Source organism: Collimonas arenae (genome assembly GCF_000786695.1).
GTDB lineage: Bacteria > Pseudomonadota > Gammaproteobacteria > Burkholderiales > Burkholderiaceae_D > Collimonas > Collimonas arenae_A.
The window spans coordinates 3,978,015-3,994,246 of the sequence record NZ_CP009962.1 but is presented as its reverse complement, the minus strand read 5'-3'; the positions used below and the strand labels follow the sequence as shown (position 1 = coordinate 3,994,246).

General features: G+C 54.7%; 16 protein-coding genes and 1 other RNA gene. 11 read left to right on the top strand and 6 right to left on the bottom strand.

Going from position 1 to position 16,232, the window contains the following annotated elements; translation table 11 throughout:
* Positions 1–43 precede the first annotated feature (43 nt).
* From LT85_RS17480 to LT85_RS17470, 3 genes are all read left to right on the top strand, one after another.
* A complete protein-coding gene (locus tag LT85_RS17480) occupies positions 44–628 on the top strand; it encodes a phospholipase D-like domain-containing protein (protein ID WP_081992483.1) in 585 nt (194 codons plus the stop codon).
* Between the two features lie 20 nt (positions 629–648).
* Positions 649–2,019 (top strand): mechanosensitive ion channel family protein, encoded by a 1,371-nt coding sequence (locus LT85_RS17475; protein WP_038491302.1) that lies wholly within the window; start codon positions 649–651, stop codon positions 2,017–2,019.
* Positions 2,020–2,149: 130 nt separating this feature from the next.
* Complete coding sequence (locus tag LT85_RS17470) at positions 2,150–3,343, top strand: DesA family fatty acid desaturase (protein WP_038491299.1); 1,194 nt, start codon at positions 2,150–2,152, stop codon at positions 3,341–3,343.
* 194 nt (positions 3,344–3,537) lie between these two features.
* Here the strand turns inward: LT85_RS17470 and rpmG are convergent, their stop codons facing one another.
* From rpmG to radC, 3 genes are all read right to left on the bottom strand, one after another.
* A complete protein-coding gene (gene rpmG / locus LT85_RS17465; protein WP_009667251.1) occupies positions 3,538–3,705 on the bottom strand; it encodes a 50S ribosomal protein L33 in 168 nt (55 codons plus the stop codon).
* Between the two features lie 22 nt (positions 3,706–3,727).
* Positions 3,728–3,964, bottom strand: a complete 237-nt coding sequence (rpmB, locus tag LT85_RS17460) for a 50S ribosomal protein L28 (protein WP_038491295.1) — start codon at positions 3,962–3,964, stop codon at positions 3,728–3,730.
* Positions 3,965–4,109: 145 nt separating this feature from the next.
* Positions 4,110–4,784: a RadC family protein gene (gene radC / locus LT85_RS17455; RefSeq protein ID WP_038491292.1), complete on the bottom strand. Its 675-nt coding sequence runs from the start codon at positions 4,782–4,784 to the stop codon at positions 4,110–4,112.
* A gap of 120 nt (positions 4,785–4,904) precedes the next feature.
* Between radC and LT85_RS17450 the strand changes: the two genes are divergently transcribed.
* The 6 genes from LT85_RS17450 to LT85_RS17425 all read left to right on the top strand — a co-directional run bounded on the left by LT85_RS17450 (position 4,905) and on the right by LT85_RS17425 (position 10,589).
* Positions 4,905–5,360 carry an FKBP-type peptidyl-prolyl cis-trans isomerase gene (locus tag LT85_RS17450; RefSeq protein WP_038491288.1) on the top strand — a complete coding sequence of 152 codons (456 nt, stop codon included), beginning with the start codon at positions 4,905–4,907 and terminating at the stop codon, positions 5,358–5,360.
* Positions 5,361–5,383: 23 nt separating this feature from the next.
* Complete coding sequence (gene ispH / locus LT85_RS17445) at positions 5,384–6,316, top strand: 4-hydroxy-3-methylbut-2-enyl diphosphate reductase (RefSeq protein ID WP_172656997.1); 933 nt, start codon at positions 5,384–5,386, stop codon at positions 6,314–6,316.
* A gap of 612 nt (positions 6,317–6,928) precedes the next feature.
* Positions 6,929–7,858, top strand: coding sequence for a branched-chain amino acid ABC transporter permease (locus LT85_RS17440; protein WP_038491282.1), 930 nt, complete (start codon positions 6,929–6,931; stop codon positions 7,856–7,858).
* A 14-nt stretch (positions 7,859–7,872) separates the two neighbouring features.
* Positions 7,873–9,087 (top strand): ABC transporter permease subunit, encoded by a 1,215-nt coding sequence (locus LT85_RS17435; RefSeq protein WP_038491279.1) that lies wholly within the window; start codon positions 7,873–7,875, stop codon positions 9,085–9,087.
* 9 nt (positions 9,088–9,096) lie between these two features.
* On the top strand, positions 9,097–9,867 hold the full coding sequence (locus tag LT85_RS17430) for an ABC transporter ATP-binding protein (protein ID WP_038491277.1): 771 nt from the start codon (positions 9,097–9,099) through the stop codon (positions 9,865–9,867).
* Positions 9,867–10,589 carry an ABC transporter ATP-binding protein gene (locus LT85_RS17425; protein ID WP_038491274.1) on the top strand — a complete coding sequence of 241 codons (723 nt, stop codon included), beginning with the start codon at positions 9,867–9,869 and terminating at the stop codon, positions 10,587–10,589. Before LT85_RS17430 ends, LT85_RS17425 begins: the two co-directional genes overlap by 1 nt.
* Before the next feature lie 104 nt (positions 10,590–10,693).
* Here the strand turns inward: LT85_RS17425 and LT85_RS17420 are convergent, their stop codons facing one another.
* The gene (locus LT85_RS17420; RefSeq protein WP_253273566.1) at positions 10,694–11,749 is read right to left on the bottom strand and encodes a transglycosylase SLT domain-containing protein; all 1,056 of its coding nucleotides are present in this window, start codon (positions 11,747–11,749) and stop codon (positions 10,694–10,696) included.
* Between the two features lie 496 nt (positions 11,750–12,245).
* On the opposite strand from LT85_RS17420, the gene ubiD reads away from it, so the two are divergent.
* Together ubiD and ffs are read left to right on the top strand one after the other, a co-directional pair.
* Positions 12,246–13,730, top strand: a complete 1,485-nt coding sequence (ubiD, locus tag LT85_RS17415; RefSeq protein ID WP_038491271.1) for a 4-hydroxy-3-polyprenylbenzoate decarboxylase — start codon at positions 12,246–12,248, stop codon at positions 13,728–13,730.
* Between the two features lie 109 nt (positions 13,731–13,839).
* Positions 13,840–13,938, top strand: an RNA gene (gene ffs / locus LT85_RS26115) — signal recognition particle sRNA small type.
* A gap of 150 nt (positions 13,939–14,088) precedes the next feature.
* Here ffs and LT85_RS17410 read toward each other — a convergent pair.
* Together LT85_RS17410 and LT85_RS17405 are read right to left on the bottom strand one after the other, a co-directional pair.
* On the bottom strand, positions 14,089–15,486 hold the full coding sequence (locus tag LT85_RS17410; protein WP_038491268.1) for a heavy metal sensor histidine kinase: 1,398 nt from the start codon (positions 15,484–15,486) through the stop codon (positions 14,089–14,091).
* The gene (locus LT85_RS17405) at positions 15,483–16,196 is read right to left on the bottom strand and encodes a heavy metal response regulator transcription factor (RefSeq protein WP_052135286.1); all 714 of its coding nucleotides are present in this window, start codon (positions 16,194–16,196) and stop codon (positions 15,483–15,485) included. The genes LT85_RS17410 and LT85_RS17405 overlap by 4 nt, the downstream gene beginning before the upstream one ends.
* Between the last annotated feature and the right edge of the window lie 36 nt (positions 16,197–16,232).

Below are 16,232 nucleotides of genomic sequence, written 5' to 3'. Positions count from 1 at the left end.
TCTCGTTCAACCTGGCACGGATATCGTGTTTGCATCCACGCGAATGAAAGTAGCGGCTATCCTGATGCGCCGTATCGGGTTGGGTTTGGTGTTTTACACGGCGCTGATTGCCGCACCCGCAAGTGCATTCGATTCCACTCAGGCGCCGCAAGCCGCTGTTGGCACTTTGCAGCCGCTCTTTGCGCCATGGGACGATATTGAAACGGCTCTGATCGATGCACTCGATGCCGCACGGCAACAGGTGCTGGTGCAAGCCTACTTATTGAGTAATCATAAAATCGCCGCGGCATTGATCGCCGCCAAACGGCGCGGCGTCGATGTCAAGGTCATGCTGGATGGCCGCCAGCTTGAGAAGGTCGGCGCCAGCAAGGCGCGTGAGCTGGCCGCGGCCGGAATTCCGCTGTGGCTGGAAAGCGGCTATCAGAATGCGCACAACAAGGTGATGGTGATTGACTCGTCCACCGCCGCTGCAACGGTAATCACCGGCAGTTTCAATTTTACCTGGAGTGCACAGCACAAGAACGCGGAGAACGTGCTGATCGTACGCAACAATCCAGCGCTGGCGATGCGTTACGCGCTGAACTGGGAGCGTCACCGTTTAGACGCCACGCCCTATAAAACGCAGTAGTTAAAGCCGAATATACGCCCATGCCAGATATTTTCACGGATTTGCTCAATGATTTGCTCACTAACCTGCGTGCGCCAGGTTTGCTGCTGCAGGTCGGCTTGCTGCTGCTCTGTATATGCCTAGGCTGGGTGCTGGCGCGCTTGTTGCGTCGGACTTTCACGCTGAGTGCGGCGCAGCCGCAGGCGATGCAGATCGGCCTGGGCAGTTTTGTCAAGGTCTTGACCCCGATCCTGACTTTCCTGCTGCTGTTGCTGGTCAAGCTGGCTTTGCAGCGCTGGCATCAGCCGGTGAATATCTTGCGTCTGATGGTACCGCTGGTGGCGTCGCTGGCCCTGATGCGCTTTGTGTTCTATGTATTGCGCAGGGTTTTCGCGCGCAATAGCGGTGTCGGCACCTTCCTGTTGTTGTTTGAAAAGAGTTTTGGCGCACTGGTCTGGATCGGCTTGCTGTTGTATATCACCGGCTGGTGGCCGGACCTGTTCGATTACCTGGACAGCACGGTGTTGCCGATCGGTCGCTACAAGGTATCGTTGTTATCGATCATGCAAGCTCTGGTTTCGGTACTGGTAACGTTGGTGATCGCGCTGTGGGCCGGCGCTACCATTGAAGAGCGGCTGATGCGCGTCAACACCATGCATTCGTCGATCCGTACCGTGGTGGCGCGTATGGCGCGTGCGGTGTTGATCTTGATAGCAGTGTTGCTCAGCCTGTCGCTGGTTGGCATTGATCTGACTGTGCTGTCGGTGTTCGGCGGTGCGTTGGGTGTGGCGTTGGGGCTTGGTTTACAGAAAATCGCCAGCAGTTATGTATCAGGCTTCGTGATTTTGCTGGAACGCAGTCTTGCGATCGGCGATATGGTCGGGGTCAGCACGTTTTACGGAAAGGTGGTGCAGATCAATAGCCGCTACACCGTGCTGCAGGGGCTGGACGGCATTGATACCGTGATACCGAATGAGATCTTTATGATCAATTCGGTGCAGAACTATTCGCTGACCAATCGTATCCTGCGTCTGTCGACCCAAGTCACGATCGTGTATCAGGATGATGTCGAAAGCGTATTGACGATGCTGGAGCAGGCCGCGCTCGGGGTTGACCGCGTATCGCGTGAAGTGCTGCCGCAAGCGTTGTTGTTGAAAATCGGGGCGGATGGCCTAGAACTAGAGCTCGGGTTCTGGATCACGGATCCCGAGAACGGCCGGTTGAATGTGTTGTCAGATGTTAACCGGGCGATTTGGCGTGCGTTGCAAGCCCGTCAGATCAAAATTGCTCACGTGAAACGTGAAATCAAGGTATACGACGCTGACTTGCATAAAAGTAATTTTCACTCAGATTCGCAACAGGATTTGCAATTAGATGGCTCGGTAGATTCGCCGAAATCTAAAAACAGCTGATATTCAGGGTACAATTGCGATCGAAATTCGGGTAAATGGTCGGTAACTACCCGTCAATTTACCCGCATCACACTGCAAATTAGATTTTAAAACAAGCAGTGGCGTAATCTCTACACATGGAGTACACATAGTGTTCAATGCAATTCTCGATTTCTTGTCGAATGGCGTAACGGGTGCGAGCGCCTGGCAGGTCGTAGTGTTCACGCTGGTCGTGACGCACATCACGATCGCTGCCGTGACGATCTACCTGCATCGCGGCCAAGCACATCGTGCGCTGGATCTGCACGCCATTCCAAGTCATTTTTTCCGTTTCTGGCTGTGGCTGACGACCGGCATGGTCACCAAGGAGTGGGCTGCGATCCATCGCAAGCACCACGCCAAATGCGATACCGAAGAAGATCCGCATAGCCCTGTTACCCGCGGCATCAAGAAAGTCTTCTGGGAAGGCGCCGAGTTGTACCGTGCTGAATCCAAGAACCTGGAAACCATGGAAAAATTCGGCCATGGCACTCCGGACGACTGGATTGAAAGAAACCTGTATACCAAGCACAGTGCCTACGGCATTGTGGCCATGTTGTTCATCGATCTGATGCTGTTCGGCGTTGTCGGCCTGAGTGTGTGGGCAGTGCAAATGATCTGGATTCCAATTACTGCTGCCGGCATCATCAACGGCATTGGTCACTATTGGGGCTACCGCAACTACGATTGCAATGATGCTGCTACTAACATCATCCCGTTTGGCATCATCATTGGCGGTGAAGAATTGCACAATAATCACCATACTTTCGGTACTTCGGCCAAGCTGTCGTCGAAGTGGTACGAATTTGATATTGGCTGGATGTATATTCGGATCTTGGAAATCTGCGGCCTGGCCAAGGTCAAGAAGGTTGCGCCGGCGCCGAAATTCAACCATACCAAGCTGGTGCCGGATCTGGATACTTTGCAGTCCGTGATCGCTAACCGCTACGATGTCATGGCCAAGTACGCCAAGTCGTTGAAAAATGCCTGGCATGAAGAGCGCAGCCATCTGACTGATAAGGCTAAGCTGGGCTCCGGCTTCCTGAAATCATCGAAGAAGTTGCTGCAACGTGAGCCGACCAAGCTGGAAGCGCCACAAAAACAGCAACTGACAGAGTTGTTCTTACATAGCAAGGCACTGCAAACCATGCATGAAATGCGTGTTGAGCTGGGTGCCATCTGGGAGCGTTCGCATTTCACGCGTGACCAGTTGCTGCAGCAATTGCAGGATTGGTGTGCGCGGGCCGAAGCTTCCGGCATCAAGTCACTGCAGGATTTTTCCTTGCGTCTGCGCAGTTATTCCTGATTCAGATATTGTTAAGAAAGCGGCCCTGCATGGGCCGTTTTTTTTCGTCTGGTGATTTTTCTGTCTCTGCCTAAATCAGTAACGTCCCGCTTACCAGCGCCGATTAAAAATAGTGTGGGCAAGCGAAGCATTGGTTCCAAACGTAAAAAAGCCCGCAGGGAAAACCATGCGGGGCTTTTCAGAGTGCAGATCAATTACTTGATCTTGGTCTCTTTGTATTCAACGTGCTTGCGTACCTTCGGATCAAATTTCATGATCGACATTTTTTCCGGTGTTGTACGCTTGTTTTTTGTCGTAGTGTAGAAATGACCTGTACCTGCGGTCGATTCCAGCTTGATTTTGTCGCGGCCTGATTTCGCCATGATTCTTCCTTTATTCTGCTAGTTAGACGTTTTCGCCACGAGCGCGGAGATCGGCCAACACGGCATCGATGCCGATTTTGTCGATTACGCGCAAACCGGCGTTGGACAAACGCAGGGAGACCCAGCGATTTTCAGACTCAACGAAAATGCGGCGATTTTGCAAGTTAGGCAAAAAGCGACGTTTCGTCTTGTTGTTTGCATGGGAAACGTTGTTGCCGACCATCGGCCCCTTCCCGGTGACTTGGCAGACACGTGCCATGTTTTTACTCCTAAAAGATTTCCGAAACTGGAAAAAAGAAGAGTATATATAAAAAAATGAGATTTTTCAACGACTTGCGGAAAACAATTGTGTCTTATGCGCGTTTTATGATTTAACAATTTGGTTTTGGTCTAATATTGCAAATTTACAACTGGCCATGCTCTGCAAACGAGTACACCTTGGTGCCGGCGACGATGAAATGATCGAGCACCCGGACACCGATCAGATCCATGGCCTGTTTCAGGGTTTGTGTCAGCTTGTGATCGGCGGCGCTCGGCTCCAGCGTGCCTGAGGGGTGATTGTGTGCAAGCATGATGCTCGCGGCATTGTGCGCCAAGACAGCCTTGACTACTTCGCGTGGATAAACGCTGGCGTGGGTCAGCGTGCCGCGAAACAGCTCCTCGGCGCAGATCAGCCGATTTTTGACATCGAGGAACAGCACCAGAAAGGATTCATACGGTTTATTGGTTAACAGTAATTGCAGGTACTGCTTTACCGCGGCTGGCGCATCAAAGCTGCTGCCCGATTGTAATTCCTCTGCCAGCGAACGCCGCCCCAGTTCCAGGATGGCTTGCAGTTGGGCGTATTTCGCAGGTCCGAGGCCGTTAATCAAACAAAAGTCCTTTAGCGATGCGGAAAACAGCCCGTTCAACGAGCCGAAATGGGAGGTCATTTCGCGTCCCAGGTCGACTGCGCTTTTGCCTGCGGTGCCAACCCGCAGGAATACTGCCAGCAGTTCTGCATCGGAAAGCGCCTGCGGCCCGAATTTAATCAGGCGTTCGCGCGGTCTTTGGTCTGTGGGCCAATCTGTAATTGCCATAGCATGGATGAATTGCTGAGTGCGAAGCACGTCATGTGCTGCAAGGTGGCTTACAATATCATCTTCAGATGAACGATTGCCTTTTTGTTAGTGGTGTTTTTGCCTAATTGCGTCTAATTTATGTCTAATTTGTCTTTGCCTGTCGTCACCGAAGCATCCTATTTAACGTTGCACTATCGCCTTGCTTCACAAGAGGGTGAAGATATTGTCAGTACTTTCAAAGAGTCACCGGCCACCTTGCAATTCGGCATGGGCCAGCTGGCGCCATTCCTGGAGAGTTGCCTGCTGGGTTTGCCTGAAGGTACGCATCAAACCTTTGACCTGCCGCCGGAACAGGCTTTCGGTCCACGCAATCCAGAGCTGATCCAGCGCGTGTCGCGCGCGACCTTGCGTCAGAATTCGCAGTTGGGCGAGGAGTATCGTATTGGCGATCTGGTGGAATTCGCGGCGCCGGGCGGTGGTCAATTCGCTGGCGTGTTGCGCGAGATTGATGAGCAGGGCGCCTTGTTCGACTTTAATCATCCGCTGGCGGGGCAGTCGCTCAAGTTCGAAGTAAAAATCATCGGCATTTTGTAATTGCGCCGATTGAAGGAATGACTATGGATAAAGAAATTCTACTAGCGCAGCCGCGTGGTTTTTGCGCCGGTGTCGACCGCGCGATTGAAATCGTCGAGCGCGCGCTGGAACAGTTTGGCGCACCGATTTATGTGCGCCACGAGATTGTCCACAATGCCTATGTGGTGGCGGATCTGCGAAATAAGGGCGCGATCTTCATTGAAGAGCTAGCGGATGTCCCGGCCGGGAACACGGTGATTTTTTCTGCCCACGGCGTATCCAAGGCGGTGCAGGAAGAAGCTGAGGTGCGCGGCTTGAAAGTGTTTGATGCAACTTGCCCACTGGTGACTAAGGTGCACATGGAAGTCGCCAAGATGCGGCGCGAGGGACGTGAGATTGTTATGATCGGTCACGAAGGCCATCCCGAGGTCGAGGGCACCATGGGCCAGACAGAGGGCGGCATGCATCTGGTGGAAACCGTGGCCGACGTCGACAAGCTGCAAGTGGCGAATCCGGCGATGCTGGCTTATGTCTCGCAGACTACCTTGTCGGTCGACGATACCGCAGATGTGATTGTCGCTCTGAAGCAGCGCTTTCCTCTGATCACGGAGCCGAAGAAGGGCGATATCTGCTACGCCACCACCAATCGCCAGCAAGCCGTGAAATTCATGGCGCCGCAGGTTGACGTAGTGATCGTGGTCGGCAGCCCCAACAGTTCGAATTCCAACCGTTTGCGCGAAGTAGCCGAGAAGCGCGGCACCGCTGCCTATATGGTGGATAACGCCGAGCAGATCGATCCTGACTGGCTGCAAGGCAAAACCCGCATTGGCGTGACCGCCGGCGCCTCTGCACCCGAAGTCCTGGTGCAGGCGGTAATTGATCGCCTGACTGCCTACGGCGCCAAGAATGTGCGTACGCTCGACGGCGCAGAAGAAAACGTCACGTTCCCTATGCCAAAGGGCCTGGCGCGGGCCTGATTCGCGAAAACGACGAATGAAATAAGTTGATTGCCCATGGGAATCTGAAAATTTTCATGGGATAAACTTGTTTCACCGTTGCTGGCCAATGGTCAAAACGGTCGCGCAAATCCAAGCCCAATGGGGTGTTTGCCTCATTCTGGCGCGAAATTATATTTCGAATAAATCCTACTTTTCCATCGATAGTTTTTTGTTTTCCTCGCTATCATTGCGGCGCTGTAACTTGATTGTAAAACCCAGTGCCGAAGCACGTTTGGCAAGGTAATATTGTAGTGCTGTCAGAGTTGCTTATCCCTCAACGTTAGCTATAATCTGCACGGTCATGGTGCATTTGCCCATCGAGGCAAGGCACTTTAAGATAAAAACGTTTTTTATAAAGACGTAATAGGAGACAAACAAATATGTGTACCTCGTTCATCCTTCTTATACCGGCTATTCACGCAATGCCAAATTACCTTTCCAGTTAAGCGAAAGGGCGTCTCCCCACGGCACTAGGACTTTATCCAAGGTGCCGTTTTTGTATCGGGAATGATTTTTGCTGTGCTGCCTCTGATATGGTCGCAATAGTGTTCTGACCGATTTGAACCGAAACACACATACAAGAAGGAAATTATGGATATCTTTATCCAACAAGTTATCAACGGCTTGGTGCTGGGAAGCATGTATGCGTTGATTGCCCTCGGTTACACGATGGTATACGGCGTCTTGAACCTGATTAATTTCGCCCACGGCGATATCCTGATGATCGGCGCGATGGTTGGCCTGACCATCCTCAAGCTGCTGCAGCATGTCGCTCCCGGCTTGCCTGGCATCGTCCAGCTGGCGATTGCCATCATCGGCGCCATACCGGTCTGCGTCATCGTCAGTCTGATCATCGAGCGCGTTGCCTACCGGCCGTTGCGCAACGCGCCGCGACTGGCGCCGTTGATCACAGCGATCGGCGTATCCATCCTGCTGCAGACTTTCGCCATGATGATCTGGGGCCGCAGCCCGCTGCCAGTGCCGCAAGTCATGCCGTCCGACCCTGTGCACATTTTCGGCGCCCTGATTTCGCCTACGCAGATCATGTTGCTGGTGCTGGCCGCTGCCTCGATGTTCGGCCTGGTGATGCTGGTTGAGAAAACCAAGATGGGCCGCGCCATGCGCGCTACCGCCGAGAATCCGCGGGTTGCGGGTTTGATGGGCGTCGATTCCAACCGTGTCATCGTCATGACCTTCGCCATCGGCGCCGCGCTGGCGGCAGTGGCCGGCGTGATGTGGGGAGCGAATTATTCTTCTGCGCAGTTCGCCATGGGCTTCGTGCCAGGCTTGAAAGCCTTCTCCGCTGCAGTGCTGGGCGGTATCGGCAATATCTACGGCGCCATGCTGGGCGGTATCCTGCTGGGCTTGATCGAGAGTCTCGGCGCAGGTTATATCGGCGACCTGACCGGCAATTTCTTCGGTAGTAACTACCAGGACATCTTTGCCTTCATCGTGCTGATCATCGTATTGACCTTGCGTCCATCCGGCATCATGGGCGAACGTGTCGCCGATCGCGCTTAATTCGGAGAACATACATGGCCAATTTCTTCGACACCAAAAAGAATCCGACCAAGGCTTACACCAGCCTGGTCGCCCTTGCTATCCTGTTCATGATATTCCCGTTCATTGCCGCCAATTTCGGCAATTCGTGGGTCCGTATCATGGACTTCGCTCTGCTCTACATCATGCTGGCGCTGGGCCTGAACATCGTGGTCGGTTTTGCCGGCCTGCTGGATCTGGGCTATATCGCCTTCTACGCGATCGGCGCCTACATGACCGGCTTGCTTGCCTCGCCGCAGTTCGCCTCGGTGCTGGAATCTTTCGTCAATACGTATCCTGCCATTGGCAATTTCCTGGTCATGGTCTGCGGTCCGGAAATTGTCCAGAACGGCATTCACTTGTCGCTATGGGTGATCGTGCCGCTGGGTGCGGCCTTGGCGGGCATGTTCGGCGCTATCCTGGGTGCGCCTACACTCAAGTTGCGCGGCGATTACCTTGCCATCGTGACCCTGGGTTTCGGTGAAATCATCCGGATTTTCATGAACAACCTGAACGCGCCGGTCAATATCACCAACGGTCCGCAGGGTATCAACCTGATCGATCCGATCCGCATCTTCGGCGTCTCGCTGGCAGGTGAACGCGGCTCTAATGCGACCGTGTATTTTGGCGGCATCGGCATGCCATCGGTGAACGCCTATTACTTCCTGTTCCTGGTGCTGTGCATTGCGATCATCTTCATTTCGATCCGTTTGCAAAACTCGCGCCTGGGCCGTGCCTGGGTGGCGATCCGCGAAGATGAAATCGCCGCGAAGGCGATGGGCATCAATACCCGCAATATGAAACTGCTGGCGTTCACCATGGGCGCTTCGTTTGGTGGCGTTGCTGGTGCGATGTTTGCCTCGTTCCAGGGTTTTGTCTCGCCGGAATCATTCTCGCTGACTGAGTCGATTGCGGTGCTGGCGATGGTGGTGCTGGGCGGCATGGGCCATATTCCTGGCGTGGTGCTGGGCGGTATCTTGCTGGCGGCGTTGCCGGAAGTCTTGCGGCATACCGTGGAACCGCTGCAGATGGCGTTGTTCGGCACGGTACTGATCGATGCCGAAGTATTGCGTCAGTTACTGTACGGCCTGGCGATGGTGGTGATCATGTTGACGCGCCCAGCCGGCTTGTGGCCAGCACCCAAGCACGAGGACCGGCCGGATGCCGATATCGATAAACCTACGCTGGCAACCGGCGTGGTAGAGGCTTAAGGAGATCACATGAGCGCACCAACAATTTTAAATATCTCCGGCGTCAACAAGCGATTCGGCGGTTTGCAGGCTTTGTCTGAAGTCAACGTCAAGATCCTGAAAGGCCAGATTTATGGCCTGATCGGGCCGAACGGCGCGGGCAAGACGACTTTCTTTAACGTCATCACCGGCTTGTACCAGGCCGATACCGGATCCTTTGAGCTGGCCGGCAAGCCGTATTCGCCGTCGGCACCGCATGAAGTCGCCAAGGCGGGGATTGCCCGTACATTCCAGAACATCCGCCTGTTTGGCGAGATGACTGTGCTGGAAAACGTCATGGTAGGTTGTCACGTACGCACCCACCAAGGTGTGTTCGGCGCGGTGTTCCGCCACAAGGCGGCCCGCGTGGAAGAACTGGCAATTCGCAAGCGTTCGCAAGAATTGCTGGATTTCGTCGGTATCGGTCGTTTTGGAGAACGTACTGCGCGTCATTTGTCGTACGGCGATCAACGCCGTTTGGAAATCGCCCGGGCGCTGGCGACAGAGCCGCAATTGCTGGCATTGGATGAACCTGCTGCCGGCATGAACGCCACCGAAAAATTGGCGCTGCGTGAACTGCTGGTAAAAATCAAGAATGAAGGAAAGACCATTTTGTTGATCGAACATGATGTCAAGCTGATGATGGGCTTGTGTGACCGTCTGACCGTGCTGGATTACGGCAAGCCGATTGCGGAAGGATTGCCAGCAGAAATCCAGAAGAACCCTGCAGTGATTGAAGCCTATCTGGGAGGTGGTCACTAATGGCAACCAATATCCTGAAAATCAGCAACCTGAAAGTCGCTTATGGCGGCATCCAGGCAGTCAAGGGCATCAACCTCGACGTCAATGAAGGTGAGCTGGTCACGCTGATTGGCGCCAATGGCGCTGGCAAGACTACTACGCTGAAAGCCATCACCGGTACTTTGCCGCAATGTAAAGTCGAAGGCGAGATGCACTATCTGGGGCAGCACACCAAGGGTTTGACCTCGTTTAACCTGGTTAAGCAAAAACTGGCGATGGTGCCGGAAGGGCGTGGCGTATTTACCCGCATGAGCATCCAGGAAAATCTGCTCATGGGCGCGTACACAAGTGACGACAAGGCCGGCATTGCGGCTGACATCGACAAGTGGTTCACTGTCTTCCCGCGCTTGAAAGAGCGGGCTGCGCAGATGGCCGGTACCTTGTCCGGTGGCGAGCAGCAGATGCTGGCCATGGCGCGCGCCTTGATGAGCCATCCAAAGCTATTGTTATTGGATGAGCCATCGATGGGTTTGTCGCCGATCATGGTGGAGAAGATATTCGAAGTGATCCGCAACGTTTCCGCACAAGGCATCACCATTTTGCTGGTCGAGCAGAACGCCAAATTGGCGCTGGAAGCGGCGCATCGGGCTTATGTGATGGATTCCGGCCTGGTGACGATGACCGGCAACGCCAAGGACATGCTGGATGATCCTAAGGTGAAGGCGGCTTATTTGGGCGAGTGATCAAAAGGCCCGGAGGTTTTCGTAACCTCCTGCGCCGTTTGCAGAAGTAAAAAAAGAGCCATTGGCTCTTTTTTTATTGGCGCGCTGCTAGATCAGGATGTCGATCAAGTCAGTGGCAGGGGAGTCAACTGATTGTCTGACTGCTGGATACGGCGTTCGATCGGGTCCGGCACATTGACTGCTGCTTCAGCAGGAGTCGGGCTGGCGGCATCGGCAGGAGCCACTGCCTGTATCGGATGCGCTTTCGGCGTAGCGATAGGTGCAACAGAACCGGTTGACGGCACGTTTTTGCCGATAGCGACATCTTGCAGGCGGCGATATTCAGCCAGCACCTTGTAGCCGTAGCCGCCATCATTGGCGAACGCAGCAGCGCCGACATAGCGTTTCAGACCGGCTTCGACCGAGCCGCCCTGGTTCACGTAGTCACGCAGGATCATGGAGCCGACCTTGATATTGGCAGTCGGGTTCAGAGCAGCCTTGATACCGCCCATGCTTTCGAACTTGTCTTCATGTACTTTCGACATGACTTGCATCAGGCCTTGCGCACCAACCGGGCTTTCGGCAAACGGGTTCAAGCCCGATTCGATCGCCATCACAGCCAGGATCAGGAGCGGATCCAGCTTGGTTTCGCGCGCGGTTTTATAGGCTGTCGTCACAAACATGTTGGTGGCGTCGCCAGCGACGCGATAACGCTTGGACAGCCAATTGGTTACCCATTGCTGTTGGCGCGAGCTGTCGAGCGGTTTGATGGCCTTGTTGGCCAGTCCATCCATATGCAGCAAATGATTCACGTTGGCGCTTGGCGCCGGTACCGTCAGGCTGGCAATGTTCTTGGCCGCAGCATTCGCCGGCACATTCGCCAGGTTGCTTATCGTTGAGGCAACTTGTGTCGCCGGTAGTGTTGCAGCTTGCTGCGGAGCGCTGCTGGCAAACAACGGCAGGCTTTGCAGCTTGTAGACCAGGTCCGGCTTGATGATCATGGTGCTGAGACCGATGATGGCCAGGATGCCGCTGAACAGGATGCTAACGCGAGTGGTGGCGATAAGACCGCCGACGGTATCGCGGGCAAACAGCGCGCCGCTGACGGATTGAGTACTGAGTTTCTTTAAATACGCGGGCGTAGCCCAACTAGGTAAAGCTTTGGTAGATCTTGCTAACAATGGAACCTCCTGAATCGTCGCGGTGCATGCAGGCCCCTTGGAACAGCGGGGCGGGTACAACTGAACTGAATGCTGCTTGCACCGTAATCAATATCGCCTGGCTTCGCATGCTGTGTGCGTCATGCCAGACGTCGTTGCTGTTTGCGCTTATGTGACTTTAAGCTGGTCGGCTGCATTAGTGCGCCGTGCCACTGGCAAACAACTTGTTCGGGGGAGAAGGCTGACGCCTTTTGAAAACACTCCTTAAAATGTCATGTGGGACCCCGATCCCGTAAGTACTGAGAGCCGATTAAAAACGCTTTTTGGGCGCTGCGGCTTCTTCAAGCTGGGCGCATTGTATGAGTGGGTTTATATCAAGTCAATACTATAAAAAACATTAACAATAACTTTTATGTATAACGATTGCATGGGTTTACCGCTGTGACCCAATAGAATCAAGCACTTGGCGAGCAAATATTAGTTGCTCAATTAACATGTAAAAAGATTGTAAAAATTCATGAAATATTCAGATTTACGTGATTTTATTGTCAAATTAGAACAAATTGGAGAGCTAAAACGGATTTCAACGCCGATTTCGCCCTATTTGGAGATGACGGAGATCTGCGATCGCACTCTGCGCGCGGGCGGTCCGGCGCTACTTTTTGAGAATCCAAGCGGACATTCGATACCTGTGCTAGGTAATCTGTTCGGCACTCCGCGCCGTGTCGCGTTGGGCATGGGCGCTGATGACGTCAGCGAATTGCGGCGCATCGGCCACGTGCTAGCAAGCTTGAAAGAGCCAGAGCCGCCCAAGGGTTTCAAGGATATTCTCGGCCTCGGTACGCTGGTGAAATCCTTGTGGGACATGGCGCCCAAGGAGCAGCGTTCGGCGCCTTGCCAGGATATCGTCTGGGAAGGCAATGACGTCGACCTCGCCAGGCTGCCGATCCAGCACTGCTGGCCGGGCGATGTGGCGCCGCTGATTACCTGGGGGCTGGTGATTACCAAGGGGCCGCACAAGAAGCGCCAGAATCTCGGTATTTATCGTCAGCAGGTACTGAGCCGCAACAAGGTCATCATGCGCTGGCTGGCGCATCGCGGCGGCGCGCTGGATTTCCGTGAGCACGCGATTGCCACGGGCGGCAAGCCGTATCCGGTAGCGGTGGCGTTAGGCGCCGACCCCGCAACTATATTAGGTGCGGTGACGCCGGTGCCGGACAGTCTGTCTGAATACCAGTTCGCCGGCCTGTTGCGCGGCAGCCGGACCGAGCTGGTGAAGGCCATCGGCAGCGAGTTGCGGGTGCCGGCTTCGGCTGAGATAGTACTGGAAGGGCATATCAATCCCGATCCATCGCATCCGTCCGGCTACGAGATGGCGCTTGAGGGGCCATACGGTGATCACACCGGTTATTACAACGAGCAGGACTGGTTCCCGGTGTTCACTATCGACCGCATCACGATGCGCAAGTCGCCGATCTATCACTCTACGTATACAGGTAAGCCGCCGGATGAGCCAGCAGTACTTGGCGTGGCGCTGAACGAGGTGTTCATTCCTTTGCTGCAAAAGCAGTTTTCCGAGATCACCGATTTCTATCTGCCGCCTGAGGGTTGCAGTTACCGCATGGCGGTGGTGCAAATGAAAAAGGCTTACGCTGGCCACGCGAAGCGCGTGATGTTCGGCGTCTGGAGTTTTCTGCGCCAGTTCATGTATACCAAGTTCATCGTCGTGGTCGATGAGGACGTCAACATTCGCGACTGGAATGAAGTGATCTGGGCGATCACCACCCGCGTCGATCCGATACGCGATACCACAATCGTCGATAACACGCCTATCGATTATCTCGACTTCGCCTCACCGGTCAGTGGTCTCGGCAGCAAGATGGGCATTGACGCCACCAACAAGTGGCCGGGTGAAACCAGTCGCGAGTGGGGTCGTACCATCAGCATGACGGATGAAGTGAAGGTGCGGGTCGACCAGATCTGGCAAGAGCTCGGCTTGTAGAGGGGATTCGGAGAAAAGCTTTATACAAATAGCAGGAAAAATGGCAGCGCTTTCCAAAAAGCTGTAAAAAGCGCTGCCAGCAATGACGCAATGCGGTACAATTCACCCCGGCGGGCCCCTGCGCATTGTGGCGTGGTCAACCTGGTCAGGTCGGGAACGAAGCAGCCACAGCCATTTCCTGCAAGTGCCGCAGACAAGGCTCGCCTCTATCCTCAGTATTATTCCGTACGGTTTTTCTCAGCGCACTCCGCGCAGCTAATCTATCTATTCATATGGCGCCCGGCAATTGCCAATAGCTTGCCAGTTTGTAGTCGGTTACCGTTATTGCGCAGGCAAGCTCCATGTCGCCCGTTTCTTATCAATGCGTAATCGCGCCTGTGGCTGGGATGCTGAAGCCTATCGTCGTTACGCCTTCAATGCTATTTGCAAACACGCCGCCGCCATGCATCTTGGCAATTGCCTTGACGATCGCAAGGCCCAAGCCGTGGCCGTGCAACTGGCTTTGGTCTTTATCGTTGCGAGCGGCATCGACACGATAGAAGCGATCGAACAGGCGTGGCAAATGGTTTTCGGCAATCGGTTTACCTGGGTTCGAGACGGCGATTCCGATAATCGCAGGTTGCTGCGTGATGGTAACCACAATTGCTGCGCCAGGCGTTGAGTGCTGGATCGCGTTGTGCAGCAAATTGCTCATGGCGCGTTTGAATAGTGATGTTTCAATCGAGGCCTCGGCATTGATGTCGCCTTTTACCTTGACCGTCATTTTCGACTCATCCAGCACAAATTCAAAAAACTCCACGGTCTTGTTTATTTCCAGCGCAATCGAGGTGCGCACCAGGCTAGTGGCGGCCTCCCCCTGGTCGACGCGAGCGAGGAACAGCATGTCGTTGATGATCGAACGCAGTCGTTCCAGTTCTTCCAGGTTGGATTGCAGCACTTCCTCGAATTGCGGCGCCGTGCGCTGGCGTGACAACGCGACTTGGGTTTCGCCGATCAGGTTGGCCAGCGGCGTGCGCAACTCATGGGCAACATCCGCATTAAAGGCTTCCATCTGGTTATAAGCGCCCTCCATGCGTTCCAACGCGCCATTGAACGCTGCCGTCAGGTCTGATAGTTCACCCGGCAGCGGGGAAATTTGCAAGCGCTGCGACAAGGTCTTGGGGCCAAGCGATTGCGCTTCGGTAGAGAGTTGTTTCAAAGGCCGCAATCCTACTTGCGCAATCCAGTAGCCGAGCAGCATCACCAGTACCACGCCCAGCAGTGACAGTCCAACCAACGCAATCATGAAGGCGTGCAAGGTGTGCATATAAGGTGCTGCGTCCACCGCCACGATCAGCCTGACTGCGGGCCGTTCCTGGAAGGCGGGCAGGGCTTTCGTCAAGGTATGCAGCGGATATGCGCGGCCGCGCAGTGTCAGGTTGCCCATGCCGTTCGGGTTGCGATCTATCTTTTCGATATCGGCCAGGTCCTTGCCGTACTGGAAGCGCGGATCGTCGCTCAGCACCCAATAGCGAAAGCTGCCGTCGGCCGGCGTCAGCGTATCCAGTTTCGCCTGAACCCGCGGCCAGCGGGCGGGATCGCCGTTGTGCTCGATCATGTACTGGGTGTCCAGGAAGCGAGTATTCAATTCATCGTGCTGGTGGCGCGCCAATTCACGCTGCAGCACGCCGTACAAGGCACCGCCTATGAGTGAAAAAATCAGCAATGCGGCCAGTGCGAACATCGCCACCAGGCGCACTTTGATGGAACGCTTCATTCGATGCTCTCTTGACCATGCTGCTCATGCGGATGGTGCGGTTCGCGTGGTTCCAGCACGTAGCCCATGCCGCGTATGGTGTGCAGCAGCTTGAGGCTGAACGGCATGTCGATCTTGGCGCGCAAGCGCTTGATAGCGACTTCGACGACATTGGTGTTGCTGTCAAAATTCATGTCCCACACCAGTTCGGCGATCGCCGTCTTCGAAAGAATTTCGCCTTGCCGCCTGGCCAGCACCGCCAGCAAGGAAAATTCCTTGGCGGTGAGGTCGATGCGGATACCGGCGCGGTAGGCTTTGCGGCTGATCAGGTCGATCTGCAGATCGGCGATCCTCAATTGTGCCGGTTCCAGGGCGCGGCCACGCCGCGTCAACGCCTGCAGTCTGGCTAGTAGTTCCAGGAATGAAAACGGCTTGACCAGGTAATCGTCGGCGCCGCCTTGCAAGCCCTTGATGCGATCTTCCACGCGGTCGCGCGCGGTCAGCATGATGACGGGGGTTTGCTTGATTTCGCGCAGAGCATGCAAGACAGAAAAACCGTCCACGCCAGGCAGCATGACATCGAGCACGATCACATCGTAATCGTGCTGCAACGCCAGATGCTGGCCATCAATGCCGTCGTGCGCTACATCGACGGCGCAGCCTTGTTCGGTCAGCCCCTTGTATAGGTAGTCCGCAGTCTTCAGTTCATCTTCGACGATCAGGATTTTCATGTGTAGCCGGTCTCCTGTTCTGTCCTGCATGGCGGC

Bases quoted from the DNA above. Each gene is read 5' to 3' on its own strand.
- LT85_RS17480 (WP_081992483.1), top strand. From the start codon at position 44: ATGAAAGTAGCGGCTATCCTGATGCGCCGTATCGGGTTGGGTTTGGTG.
- LT85_RS17475 (WP_038491302.1), top strand. From the start codon at position 649: ATGCCAGATATTTTCACGGATTTGCTCAATGATTTGCTCACTAACCTG.
- rpmG (WP_009667251.1), bottom strand. From the start codon at position 3,705: ATGGCGAAATCAGGCCGCGACAAAATCAAGCTGGAATCGACCGCAGGT.
- rpmB (WP_038491295.1), bottom strand. From the start codon at position 3,964: ATGGCACGTGTCTGCCAAGTCACCGGGAAGGGGCCGATGGTCGGCAAC.
- radC (WP_038491292.1), bottom strand. From the start codon at position 4,784: ATGGCAATTACAGATTGGCCCACAGACCAAAGACCGCGCGAACGCCTG.
- LT85_RS17450 (WP_038491288.1), top strand. From the start codon at position 4,905: ATGTCTAATTTGTCTTTGCCTGTCGTCACCGAAGCATCCTATTTAACG.
- ispH (WP_172656997.1), top strand. From the start codon at position 5,384: ATGGATAAAGAAATTCTACTAGCGCAGCCGCGTGGTTTTTGCGCCGGT.
- LT85_RS17440 (WP_038491282.1), top strand. From the start codon at position 6,929: ATGGATATCTTTATCCAACAAGTTATCAACGGCTTGGTGCTGGGAAGC.
- LT85_RS17435 (WP_038491279.1), top strand. From the start codon at position 7,873: ATGGCCAATTTCTTCGACACCAAAAAGAATCCGACCAAGGCTTACACC.
- LT85_RS17430 (WP_038491277.1), top strand. From the start codon at position 9,097: ATGAGCGCACCAACAATTTTAAATATCTCCGGCGTCAACAAGCGATTC.
- LT85_RS17425 (WP_038491274.1), top strand. From the start codon at position 9,867: ATGGCAACCAATATCCTGAAAATCAGCAACCTGAAAGTCGCTTATGGC.
- ubiD (WP_038491271.1), top strand. From the start codon at position 12,246: ATGAAATATTCAGATTTACGTGATTTTATTGTCAAATTAGAACAAATT.
- LT85_RS17410 (WP_038491268.1), bottom strand. From the start codon at position 15,486: ATGAAGCGTTCCATCAAAGTGCGCCTGGTGGCGATGTTCGCACTGGCC.
- LT85_RS17405 (WP_052135286.1), bottom strand. From the start codon at position 16,196: ATGAAAATCCTGATCGTCGAAGATGAACTGAAGACTGCGGACTACCTA.